Here is a 12,188-nt window from a genome sequence, read left to right on the forward strand (position 1 = left end):
GTAACTTAATGGTGTGAATGTGTAGATATGTCTACTCAATTACTAATGTCAAATAATTCATCCACTCTTTCCCGGCCTCAAGTCACCGCGAGCAATCCCGAAATGGCTAGTTCTTCTAGCCTATCGACCACTTTTGCCCGCAAAGTAGATTTGGTGAAGTGCCCCTACCAAGCCGATCAGCAAGTTAAGTTCCTGCACTTGCAAGCAGAAATCGAATCCTTGCTGCTGGAAGTGCAAAGCCTCAAACAGCAACGGTCGCTCGCTGGCTTGCCGGCTCTCGACCCGATTTCTGGCAGCAAGAGCAATTAGCAGACAACAGCGCTTAATGCTAATTGTCCTGGCCCTGTGTTATAAAAACGAATGTTTTGCTACCCGCAGTGTTTTTTGCCAAAAGTGCTAGAAATTCCTAACTGCGGATAGCGATCGCTAGCATTTGCTAAAACGCGCTTGCCTACAGCTCAACTCGTCTGCTGCTTGCTGGCAACGAGCTGACCTTTTACTGCGCTTTTTTATGCGCTAATTTTGTTAAGCCATCGTCATGGCATACGGAGAATCGAAATCAATTTATGACAGCATCGATCGAAAAACCACTAAATTTGACATCCGCAAGTGACACCTCCAACCTGCGCCTCAAAGATATTCTCAAAACCCTGCCGCGGGAAGTATTCGTCAAAAACCCCCGCAAAGCTTGGACAAAAGTAATCGTCAACGTTCTTTTAGTTGCGGTCGGTTACTGGGGCATAGCAGTCTCTCCTTGGTTTCTACTACCCCTAATGTGGATTTTCACAGGAACCGGATTAACCGGTTTTTTTGTGATCGGTCACGACTGCGGTCATCGGTCATTTGCTAACCGCCGCTGGGTAAACGATTTAGTCGGACATATCGCATTTCTGCCGTTAATTTATCCGTTTCACGCATGGCGGCACGGACACAATTATCACCACAAACACACCAACAAACTTGGCGAGGATAATGCTTGGCACCCGATGACAGCAGCAGACTACGCTGCTGCGCCCAAGGCTTTACAAATAGCTTATAGTTTAATATTTGGTCCAATGTGGTGGATCGGCTCGATCGCCCACTGGGCAAAAGTGCACTTTATGTGGTGGCGCTTCAAAGGCCAACAGAAACAAGAGCAAGTGCGGTTTTCAGTTTTTGTCGTTTTAATCGGTGCTGCGATCGGATTCCCGATTTTAATTGCAACCACAGGCATTTGGGGATTTGTCAAATTTTGGTTGATGCCCTGGCTGGTTTACCATTTCTGGATGAGCACTTTTACGATCGTTCACCACACAGCACCAGACATTTCATTTCAAGAACCCGAAGAATGGAACGAAGCCCAAGCGCAACTATCGGGAACAGTTCACTGCGATTATCCCCGCTGGGTAGAGTTTCTGTGCCACGACATTAACGTCCACGTTCCCCACCACCTTTCAACTGCTATTCCCTGGTACAATTTGCGCCTCGCCCACAGCAGCTTAAAGGAAAATTGGCAAGATCATCTCTACGAAACAGAATTTTCTTGGTCTTTAATGAAGCGGATTGCCGACAACTGTCACTTGTACAATCCCGCTGGCGGCTATCAAACATTGCAGGAATTTAACGCTAAAACAAAGTAAGTTTTAAACGCGATAAATGCCAGAAAAACCCGGTTTGTAAAACACAACCGGGTTTTTCGATATTACAATCCGTAGCCTTTGTAAGGGGCGGAATGCGCGCCCTAATCTGTTGCGGGATTTAAATTGCCTGTCAAAAAAAATTAAAGTCTTGTGGGGAGTAGGGGTTGGGCGTCCCGCCCGCCCTGAATATACAACTTAAATGCGCGCCCTACTCTCAAGATCACAATCCGTACCATGATTAAATCAGTCATTACCAATCTAAAATCTAAAATCTAAAATCTAAAATCGAATGACTTTCAATCCCAATAACTGTCGCAACGAAAGCGAAGTAGAAAGCAAACTGATTGTCAGCTATCTGCTACCAAAGTTAGGCTATACGCCCGACAGTTGGCACCAAGAAATCGCATTTGGGAATATTCGTCTAGACTTCCTCTCATTTGCAACCCAAGTTATCCCCATAGTTGTCGATGCAGACTCGCCGATGAGTGTAGTTATGGAGGCTAAACATCCGAAAGAAAATTTAGACCGCCACCTGCGAAAACTCACTCGCTATTTAACAAGTTTGAGCATCCGCTACGGACTCATAACTAACGGTAAAGAAATTAGAATTTACGAAAGAATTGCCGATGATATTCAGCTAGTCTTTAAGTGTGCTGGACAAGACCTTGAAAATAGAATTGATGAAATTATCGCTTTAATTGGCAGAGATCGTTTAAAATTTATAAAAAATCCCGATAATCTCAAACTGGAAGAGAGTAAAATTAATTTGGTTAGTCCTGAGTTAGTTAGCGAAGTCCCAGTACAGCCCCACAATCCCGCCACCGCAGAACCTGAGCCAAGTCAAATCTCTGAACCGGAACAAATACCTGAAAATAATCCCGTTAAGCCTCAAGTTAAATCCGATGTAACCGTTCCCCAAAAAAGGCAAAATACTATGAAAATCATTGCAGTTTACCACAATAAAGGCGGCGTTGGCAAAACTACAACCGTAGTCAATTTAGCCGCAGCGCTGAGCAAGAAAGGTAAGAGAGTCTTGGTGATAGACTTAGACAGTCAGGCTAATACAACCTTTGCGACAGGTTTAGTAAAATTTGAGGATGAAGAACAAGATGATTTGAAAGATAATAATATTCTTCAAGTTTTGCAATCAGAAGACTTTTTCTCGATTGCAGAAGTAGCTCGCAAGTCAAGTTTTTGCCATCCCGAAATTGATGTGATTCCTTCCCACATCAATTTGATGCACGAAGAAACCGAATTCAATCAACTAGATTACAGTCGCCTGATTTTAATTCAGAAACTAGCAGTAGCACAGGATAAATATGATATTGTACTGATCGATACGCCGCCCTCTTTGAATTTTTACGCCAGAGTTGCCCTGATTACGGCGGATTATTTAATTATTCCTTCTGACTTAAAACCTTTTGCCAATCAAGGATTGGTTAATGTCAAGGATTTTATCAAAAAAGTTAACGCATTCAGGAAAATAATCGGCAAACAACCGATCGCAATTTTAGGCGTCCTCCCTTGCAAAATCTCAACTAATACTAAATTTGTACAGTATAGTTTGCCCAAGCGGAGGGAGGCAATTCCCAAACGGTACGACCTTGAAATCATGGACAGCGTAATTTACGAAAGAGATGATTTGGCAAAGTGTGCAGAACAATTTCAAATCGTGGGAAATATGGAAATCGCCGATCCGATTTCAGTGCTAGACTTTAAGCCGGATTGCATCGCGTCCCAAGAATTTGAAATGCTAGCAATAGAAGTTTTGGAAAAAATAGGTAAGTAAAAACTTATGAAAAAATTATTTCCGTCACTGGTTGCAGTGAAAAGAATTACGTCCACAGTTCCCCGTTCCAATTTTGCCGAGCCTGAGTTGGAGAAATTAGCGAGACTAATTTTAGATTCAGGAGGATTGATTAATCCGATAATTGTCCGCCGAAACGGTATGGATGCCTACGAGATAGTAGACGGAGACTTTGAATACTACGCGGCGACGAGAGCCAAGGAAATAGAACCTCTCAAAGGCGAGACAATCGGAGCATTCATCCTGGAAGAAGAAAATGAAGAGCTTCTCCTCGAACAACTTGAAATCCTCAGAAAAACCCCAATCACTGAGAATTTAGTTGAGAACCCAGAAACCGGGTTTTTGTACGAAAATACTTCGTCGCAGCCTGCCGATTCAATAAAAAACCCGGTTTCTTTGGTCGAAGTCCCTAATTTATGTGAAAATGAAACTCCCCAAGATTCATCTAGTTTAGAACAGCGACTAACAAATATTGAAGCTCAGTTTGCCAGTCAAATTAATGAATTAAAAGCCGAGTACGCCCGCGACCAAAAAGTTTTATCCCAGAGTATACAAGAACTTGAAAACCGAATCTTACAACAAGTACCTCTGTTAGTTGAAGCTGGGTTAGCAAACAGAATTAATGAGTTGAAATCAGAGTCGCCACCCGCAAAACAAGTGGTGGTAGAGAGGATACCAGAAGTTGAAAACGTAGCTTCCGAATCAATGTCGGCGTTGGAAGCACTCAATACCCTAGATGAATTTAAAATGTTGGCGAATTTTCAAGATGCGGGCTTGAAGTCTCCAGTAATCAAAAGAATAATCAAAGAACGAGAGGTGCAGCCGTTTGTGTCATTTACAAGTGCGGTCAAACGTATTGATGGGTTAACCGACAAAACAATGATTAAAATAATTGACAAGTGGCAAAAACACTCATAACTCGCAACTCCTGCCGCAACTCGCAACGCCAGCCCGATCGCCCAGACGCCAAAATAAGTAAAGATGAGTAAAGCAGTGTATGCTTGGTGTCCCGTAGGCAGTTAAACTCTTCACAGTCGCTTTTTTTAGGAATTGCAGTAACTTTTGCCGTAGCTTGCGGGGCGGGACGCCATCGCCCGAGCTGTCACCGCACAGCCAGCCGCACAGGTACAGCAGCAACGCCATATCTCCCCCAGATAACCGAGTTCGATCGCAGACTTGGAAGACTCAGCCCAAGAAACCCTTTAACTTACCACGGTCTGGGTAAGGTGTTTGTCTCGCACCTTACAATTAGAGTTCTTGGGTTAGTCTTGCAGCACTTAAAACGCAGGCTGTAAAGTGCAAACATACATAAACACCTACACACCAGATTTTAATGACAAAAGGGGACTTGTAACAAGATGGATCGATCGTCCGATCAAAACCAAATAGTTGAATATTTGCGGATTAAGCCAATTAGTCACACTCAGATTTACACTTCCCAAATTGCCATACCAGAGCCTCATCGGGGCGAAATTCCTCGCGAACGCCGCGAAGCTCTCAGGAGAAGTCTGATCGAGCAAGGCAGCAACTTAATTCCTTTAATTGTACGCCCTACCGAAGCTTACAGCAACGAAGAAGAATATGAAGTGGTCTGCGGCTCAGATTGGTGTATTGTTGCTAAAGAACTCGGCATCGAGCAAATGTGGGCGTGGGTATTTGAAATGACCGACGAGGAGGTCGCTGTTGCTCAAGCAGAAATGGAACATTTAGCTCCGCAACCGACTCATAAAACAGCACAAATAGAGACTCTACTCGAACAATTTGAGCTATCATTTCAAAAAAAGGTAGATAGTCTAACAAAACAAATAGAACAATCTGTTAAAAAAAATGAAGATCTGCTAAAAAAGCACGTAAAAGCTCTAACTGAGCAGAACTTTGAGCGTAACCAAATAGAACAGATTAAGCATTTGCTCGAACAAGTGGAAAAAGCATTTCATGAAAAGGTAGATAAAATGGCTAAAAAAATTGAACAATCGAGCAGCAACCGTCCGCCAACATCGGCTGTTATTTCTGAGGTAAATATTGAAGGTGCTTTGAGACAGTTGGATGAACTGGAAAAACTGCTGTCAATAAAATTAGAACACACAGTCCAAACAATTAATCAGTTTGTTTCCGACACCATTGAAAAGGTAGAAAATGACCTAAAAAATCAAATTGAAACGCTCCGCCGCCAACTGGGAGCCTCAGCGACTCACTCAGAAAGACAGCCCGATGCACCGCCGAAGAAGCAGTCAAAAACGCAGCCGAAGAAGCAGTCGAAGGCACAGCAGAAACCTCAGTTACCGCAGTTGCAGTTAGAGTTGCCGTTTCCGTCCCCAGAAGATGACTACGAAAGTCTGTCGCTGAGACGGTTGAAGGCGATCGGCAAAGACAGGAAACTGCGGGGCTACGCGCGCATGAAACGACCGGAAATTCTGGAGGCTCTCAGAGAAGCTGACAGCAGATAAAAGGGTATTTGCTAATAGTTAACAACTAATTATTGGGTGTTCGATCGCGTTTTTGGGCAAAAAGCGCGATCGGGCTTTCAGAATAGTCCTCGGCAGAGATATGAAAAGCTTGCTAAAATAGACACACAACCTCTTACTCCTCACCAAGCAGCCATGTCCGCAACCGCAGAATTAGCTACTACCCAAGAGATACTAGAACAAGAGATACCGGAAAACTTTATCTTTCCTCCCGGCGATTTATACAGTGACGAACCTCCCGTGGAAACAGAACTGCATCTCCGACAAATAATCCTACTCCTCAACTGTCTAGAATGGCTGTGGCGAGATAGAAACAATTTTTATGCTGCTGGAAACCTCACCATTTATTACAGTCCCAAGCAACTCAAATCGAAAGACTTCCGAGGGCCAGACTTTTTTGTGGTACTCGGAACAGAACGAAAAACTCGTAAAAGCTGGGTAGTTTGGGAAGAAGAGGGAAAGTACCCCAATATTATCGTTGAAATCCTGTCTCCCAAAACAGCGGATATAGACAAAAACTTTAAAAGACAACTCTATCAAGATACTTTTCGCACTCACGACTACTTTTGGTTTGACCCAGAAACTTTAGAATTAGCTGGGTTTCATTTAGTTGACGGAGAATATGAAGCAATCGCACCGAACGAATTCGGGCATCTGCGGAGTCAGCAGCTCGATTTGAGTCTCGGAATTTGTGGCGGAAAATTGCGTTTCTTTACAGCAGAAGGAGAGCTTGTCCCTACTCCTGAAGAGGTTGCAGAAAGGGAGACTCAACGAGCCGACGAAGAGGCTCAACGAGCCGGACAAGAAGCTCAACGAGCCGATCGCCTGGCCGCGAAACTGCGAGAATTAAATATTGATCCCAATACAATTTAGCGATCGTCCTTTTTATTCTAAGTTTCTGTATTGTAAGCGCGTTTAGGCGATCGCATATCCCGTATGTTGCCGAACATGATACGGATGAAACCCTAAAACTATCTGGTCTTTAGGCACTCCTAATTCTACAAGTTCTGCGGTAATTCCCGTTTCTATACCATCTTGTTGAATCCAGATTTTGCCGTCGATAATTTCCACATGAACGATACAATCGTGAATTCTTTGAGGCCCTTGCCAGCCTTCGTGCATCAGTAAAAAATTGTTTTGTTCGCGGTCAACAATAACGCTGCTTTTAATTTCTCCGTATTGATAGGGAATCTGGGCATAACTATCTAAAATTTTCTGAATAAATCCGCGATATTCATCTAGTCTATCCATCTGACAACTGTCTCCTTTAATGAATCAAAAACTATTAATTTAAATCTCTTTTTTTCTAACAAAACCTGCCCGATAGGTTCCGAAAAAATTTGTGCATAAACTTCTGCACGGATTGCCAGATATATTATCCGTTCAGGTTCCGAGCGCTCTAGAATATCTTCATAGACAATATACTGTCCAACAGCTTCTTCTAAGTCATGAACGGGTGAAGCACTTACGAAACTTTTTACTTCTACAGCAATTTTGCGACCTTGCTTTTCGGCAGCAAATAGTTTTTCTGCACCCAAATCGACGTTGAGAGTACGTTTGCCAATTTTTAAGGGTAGCGGATCGTTTGTTATCGTCCACCCGTCTTTTTCTAGAGCTGTTCTGACAGTATTGTGGTAGATGTCTTTTGCTGGCATATTTTAAGCTGAACCATCAAATATCACCCTAATTATAGAATAACATAAGACTTTGGAAAACTGATAGCTCATCAATTCAAACTACTTACTGCCGCGTGTATCGGTGCTTCACCCCAATCGGAAAATACTCCGCATCGCCCATCGCAGTTAATGTCACCACAGGTAACTGATATTCTGGCGGAACGTAATTAGCAAATTCGCTGTTTAGCCGTCGCAATTGCGCGAGAATTGAAGATGCGATCGCCTCCTGCATCTCCGCGTCGCCCTCCACCCCCGCTGCTAATTCCACAACCACCGATAAAAACCGATTTTGATCAGCATTTTCCTTGACTTGCAGTACAAATTTTCCCGTCACCCATTCCCGAATGGTGGGAACTTCTAAACCTACGGTGACATTTTCCGGGTAAATGTTGGCACCGAAGTAGGAAACGGTAAAGTGCGATCGCCCAAATACATAGACAAATGGCAAGCAGCGAATTCCTCTGGGGAAATTAGAAACTTTCATAGCTGCTGCTTGCTGTAAACGTGCCACAGGGTTAAATCCCCATTCTGCCAAAAAATTGAGCATTGCTTCGTAACAAATTAAACCGCCGTTATCCGAGATGTGATAGCGTATTAGCGGGATGCCGTTGTCGCCAGAAAATAATAGCGTGCCGTCATTATTCACTTCAAAAAAGCGGCTTTTCGGATCGTACTGTACCAGCGTTGGCAACCGCGATTCCCCGAATAAATTGCGTGCTGCTTCGGGATTGTTTGCTAAAAAGCGACGGATGCAAATGCTCAGCGGTGTCTCGTTGCCCAAAACGCCCGCATCGGCAGTACCGTAAAGGCTCGCAGAGTTGTAATATAGATTGTCAGAATTAGTGCGATCGCTCACCAAACCCCGCCATTCTTCGCTAAACACTTCCCCCGCAAACACCATCTTAATTCGGTATTTTTGCCACTCCACACCCCCAGCAATTCCGCTATCAATCACATCTTTGATAAACGGCGGATATCCCAACAAAACTACTTGCTCGAAATGCTCCCCAAGTTCCTGCACAACTCGAAATATTTCAGTCTTATTATTCCCAGGCGTCACAACTGTAACCGGATAACCCTTACTCGCTAGATAGCGGCAGCAATTTGCCGTGTACATTCCGCCTACCCAAGTTCCCAACGCAAAGCAAATGACAGCTAAAGTTGAGCGATTGTCGGCGTAAAAACTGTCGTGAAATATTTGTTCAAAACGAGCGGCAATTTGCAACTCGTCGCTGATAAAACGCGGCCAAAATGTCGGGTTTCCTGTCGAACCAGATGAAACAGCAATGAAATCGCAAGTTTCTAATTTCCCCTGGTGACACAACTGAGGTAGCGGGTGACAGCGTAAATAATTCTCTTTGGTAATTAGCGGCAATTTTTGGAAGTCTTCAAAGGTTTGAATTGAGGCGGGATTGATGTTAAGTGCAGCTAGGAAAGTCTGGTAAGCTGGTACTGTGGCCGCGACTTTTTGAAAAAGCGCGATCGCCCCGGATTCGGCAACTCGACTCTGCTGGTGTTGCAATCGTTCCTCCAGTGGCGCCCTCAAAAACTCTTCAAACGCCCCAATTGCTCGCTGACGCTGTTCTGGCTGCATGATTGGCTCCTTAAAATGGGGATTTTGCACCTCGATCGCTCAAGATTCAATTAGTACCGCTAACGCCCGATCGCACATTGGGCTGGACACTAAAAATTTGAACACACTTTGAGGTCGATCGAAAATATGGCGCAGTAGATAAACTTCAATAGCACGAAACCGCTGTTTTCACAATAACCACAGGGGATAGCCAAGCAGCCGATCGACTAATAAACACTGACACACTATGGCAAGATTAATTCAGCGATCGCCCAAAACTCCTAGTCTCAGTCAAGCGTGAAAATCCGACGCAGCAAGTTCCAATGAACAATCCCATCTACCCCGGCATAACTCTCAACAACCACTACCGCATCGTCCGCGAATTGGGACACGGAGGCTTCGGACGCACCTACCTAGCTGAAGACGCCCACCGATTTAACGAACCCTGCGTTTTAAAAGAATTTGCGCCCCAAGTACATGGAAGTTACGCTTTACAAAAATCCGAGGAACTGTTCGAGCGGGAAGCGGGAGTGCTCTACAAGCTGCAACACAATCAAATCCCGCGCTTTCGCGAACTCTTCCGCGTCAGTATCAGCGAGAGAGGCTACCTATTTCTCGTCCAAGACTACGTGCCCGGTCAAACTTACCGCTTTCTGCTCGACGCCCGCAAGCGTCAGGGCTTGCGGTTTATAGAAGCAGAAATCAATCAATTGCTGCTGCAGATTTTGCCCCTGCTCGAATACATTCACTCTTTGGGAGTGATTCACCGCGACATCTCCCCGGACAACCTGATTCTGCGGAGTTCTGACGGAATGCCGGTGCTCATCGACTTCGGCGGAGTAAAACAAGTCGCCGCCACCGTAGAGTCTCTTTTCGCTGAGGCTAACGGAACTCTCGCCCCCGCGACTCGCATCGGCAAGCTCGGCTATGCTCCCGTCGAACAGATGCAGATGGGTATCGTCTCTCCCCACAGCGATTTGTACGCTTTGGCGGCCACGGTTTTGGTGTTGCTGACTGGGAAGGAACCGCATCAGTTGCTCGACAGCCAAACGCTGAATTGGAACTGGCGGGCGGAATGTTCTCTGTCTCCGAATTTGTCCCTGGTGCTGGATAAAATGCTTGCTCAACAGCCGAGCCAGCGTTACTCCTCGGCTCGCGAGGTAATGCTCGCTCTCTCCGGCAATCCGCCTTTACAGCCGCCTTTGCCACCAGCCCCGGATTTTGGGATCACGCAGCCGCCGGATCTCTCGCCTATACCCGTGCCCGCCCCCGCGCCAAAACTGCCGGGAACTCCGGTGCGAGTTGCTGCTATTGGCAATCAGCAAAAAATGCCTGCTTGGAAAATGGTTTTGTTTGTGGTGGCGGTGCTATCAACTATGGGGGGAGTTGGCTGGTTTGCGGGCAATTCTTTGTTAAATCTGCAATCAAAAGTACAGAAAGTTCCCCAGCCTCCAAACCCGAAGCAGCAGCAAGAAGATGCTTTGCAAGATCGCTTTGTAAAGCTCAAAATTGACGATCGATTCTATAGCGGTTACGTCAACCTTGTGGACGAGACTTTTTATGCCAAATACCCGGAATTGGGGGGACGATTGTTAAAAGAAGGCGAGGAAGATCGCCAGTGGCGCGAAAGGTGGCAAAAAATCGGCGACGAGTTGCTCGACAAGCTGGAAAATCTCAGCAGCGACGCTAGAGCGCGGTTGGGCAGTTACGACACCACAGATATCGATCGCTGGAAAACTGAGGTTAACAAGCTGAATTTGAGCAGTCGGGCTTTGTACGATTTGGCTGATGCGAGGTTCTTTTATTGGTTTCCAGAACAGCCGCGCGATCGCAATCTCATTGGTTTGCCGATCGGACAAATTTGGCAAGCAATTACCGCCGACGAACTCGAAGCCTTACAAGCTGGAGCAACTCTTGAAAGCGTTGAATTTGACCGCCTATCGAAGAGCAAACGCCTCACAGGCAATCTCAAACCCGGAGAAGGGAAAGCTTACATTGCCAGGTTCGCTCAAAATCAAACTTTGCGCGTGAATTTGCAAGCACCGCGCAAATCTACTCTACTGTCAATTTATACTCCGGGGCGGACAAAGGGCGCGCGAGCTTTGCTGGAAGATGCAGAGGGGCTTAGTTGGTCTGGATTGCTGGATGATGCTGGTTATTATGAATTTGTGGTAGTTTCTCAAGCATCTGAGCCGATTGCTTACGAGTTGAACCTGACGGCGGAATAACTGCTATTGACGCTCTCTATCCACCCAGGCAATAATAAGGTAATACCAATCAGACAAGTTGTCGGGTTCAAACAAAGAATATGCTGAGATTCGCGATCGTAGCTTTAGTGACTTTTGGATTAGTATTAGTGACTGCACTAGGTTTACATCCGGCCAATGCGACAGTCAGCACTCCCGAATTTTATGCTTGGAACTTTGCCTCTGTAGGCAGTAGCGAGCTGGTTTGTAAAAAGACCGTGGTAGTTCCGCAAGACCTGATAATTCCGTCATCATCCATGCACGCTGTCAGTATCAATTCTGCAATTGTAGATGAAAAGTTTTGCGCGAATTCCACTAAGCCTGTGAATTAAGGTCGCGGATAATATGATTTCCGGTTAGAGAACCATAATTAAGTTCTCCGTTAGTCGATTTGAGAGTTGAGATTTTAGATTCACTTCACAGATGAATCTGGCAGGTTGAACCTTAATCTAAAATTTTTATCTCTCTACGACTGTTCTCTGAAATCAAGTATCCTTTTTTGGATGAATCAGGACACTGCGTCCTGATTCATCCATTGAGAGAATACTCTACTTGTCAGTACAAACACGGACTAATTATGAACAATTAACCGGAAATCATATAAGTGATTGTCTGAGGAATTTCGGCCATCGGCGCACTGAAACTGTTGGCTAATTTTTTTTTATGATAAATATCGGGTATTTTGTAATAAAAATTTATCAAACAAGTCGGGCGCAGCAGTTTTCTGCTCTTGAAAGAGATCGAAATCTTCCCAATTTGGGCAGTTCTTTGATTGTGACTTAAGAACCGAGGGGAAATATTC

At 45.0% G+C, this 12,188-nt stretch carries 12 protein-coding genes; 8 read left to right on the forward strand and 4 right to left on the reverse strand.

The genetic code is table 11. The annotated features are described in order from the left end of the window. The first annotated feature begins 27 nt into the window (after positions 1-27). The 4 genes from NDI35_RS14290 (at position 28) to NDI35_RS14305 (ending at position 4,344) form a co-directional block, all read left to right on the forward strand. Entirely contained in the window at positions 28-309 is a 282-nt protein-coding gene (locus NDI35_RS14290; RefSeq protein ID WP_445313312.1) for a hypothetical protein, read from the forward strand. A 257-nt stretch (positions 310-566) separates the two neighbouring features. Next, on the forward strand, positions 567-1,619 hold the full coding sequence (locus tag NDI35_RS14295) for a fatty acid desaturase (RefSeq protein ID WP_445313313.1): 1,053 nt from the start codon (positions 567-569) through the stop codon (positions 1,617-1,619). A gap of 289 nt (positions 1,620-1,908) precedes the next feature. Beyond that, a complete protein-coding gene (locus NDI35_RS14300; protein WP_445313314.1) occupies positions 1,909-3,408 on the forward strand; it encodes an AAA family ATPase in 1,500 nt (499 codons plus the stop codon). A gap of 6 nt (positions 3,409-3,414) precedes the next feature. Next, on the forward strand, positions 3,415-4,344 hold the full coding sequence (locus tag NDI35_RS14305) for a ParB N-terminal domain-containing protein (protein WP_445313315.1): 930 nt from the start codon (positions 3,415-3,417) through the stop codon (positions 4,342-4,344). Here the strand turns inward: NDI35_RS14305 and NDI35_RS14310 are convergent. Further along, positions 4,339-4,569 (reverse strand): hypothetical protein, encoded by a 231-nt coding sequence (locus NDI35_RS14310; RefSeq protein WP_445313316.1) that lies wholly within the window; start codon positions 4,567-4,569, stop codon positions 4,339-4,341. The genes NDI35_RS14305 and NDI35_RS14310 overlap by 6 nt on opposite strands. A 215-nt stretch (positions 4,570-4,784) precedes the next feature. Here NDI35_RS14310 and NDI35_RS14315 point away from each other — a divergent pair, with 215 nt between their 5' ends. Together NDI35_RS14315 and NDI35_RS14320 are read left to right on the forward strand one after the other, a co-directional pair. Beyond that, positions 4,785-5,873: a ParB N-terminal domain-containing protein gene (locus NDI35_RS14315; RefSeq protein WP_445313317.1), complete on the forward strand. Its 1,089-nt coding sequence runs from the start codon at positions 4,785-4,787 to the stop codon at positions 5,871-5,873. Positions 5,874-6,026: 153 nt separating this feature from the next. Beyond that, entirely contained in the window at positions 6,027-6,764 is a 738-nt protein-coding gene (locus NDI35_RS14320; RefSeq protein ID WP_445313369.1) for a Uma2 family endonuclease, read from the forward strand. Between the two features lie 42 nt (positions 6,765-6,806). Here NDI35_RS14320 and NDI35_RS14325 read toward each other — a convergent pair whose 3' ends face one another. The 3 genes from NDI35_RS14325 to NDI35_RS14335 all read right to left on the reverse strand — a co-directional run bounded on the left by NDI35_RS14325 (position 6,807) and on the right by NDI35_RS14335 (position 9,161). Continuing rightward, positions 6,807-7,142, reverse strand: a complete 336-nt coding sequence (locus NDI35_RS14325) for a XisI protein (protein WP_445313318.1) — start codon at positions 7,140-7,142, stop codon at positions 6,807-6,809. Further along, positions 7,130-7,546 carry an element excision factor XisH family protein gene (locus tag NDI35_RS14330; protein WP_333402148.1) on the reverse strand — a complete coding sequence of 139 codons (417 nt, stop codon included), beginning with the start codon at positions 7,544-7,546 and terminating at the stop codon, positions 7,130-7,132. The genes NDI35_RS14325 and NDI35_RS14330 overlap by 13 nt, the downstream gene beginning before the upstream one ends. An 85-nt stretch (positions 7,547-7,631) precedes the next feature. Continuing rightward, positions 7,632-9,161 (reverse strand): phenylacetate--CoA ligase family protein, encoded by a 1,530-nt coding sequence (locus tag NDI35_RS14335; RefSeq protein WP_445313319.1) that lies wholly within the window; start codon positions 9,159-9,161, stop codon positions 7,632-7,634. 302 nt (positions 9,162-9,463) lie between these two features. Between NDI35_RS14335 and NDI35_RS14340 the strand changes: the two genes are divergently transcribed. Both NDI35_RS14340 and NDI35_RS14345 read left to right on the forward strand, forming a co-directional pair. Beyond that, the gene (locus tag NDI35_RS14340) at positions 9,464-11,368 is read left to right on the forward strand and encodes a protein kinase domain-containing protein (RefSeq protein ID WP_445313320.1); all 1,905 of its coding nucleotides are present in this window, start codon (positions 9,464-9,466) and stop codon (positions 11,366-11,368) included. Between the two features lie 80 nt (positions 11,369-11,448). Further along, positions 11,449-11,718, forward strand: coding sequence for a hypothetical protein (locus NDI35_RS14345; RefSeq protein ID WP_445313321.1), 270 nt, complete (start codon positions 11,449-11,451; stop codon positions 11,716-11,718). The last annotated feature ends 470 nt before the right edge of the window (positions 11,719-12,188 follow it).

Source organism: Microcoleus vaginatus FACHB-2002 (assembly GCF_040004035.1).
GTDB lineage: Bacteria > Cyanobacteriota > Cyanobacteriia > Cyanobacteriales > Microcoleaceae > Microcoleus > Microcoleus vaginatus_C.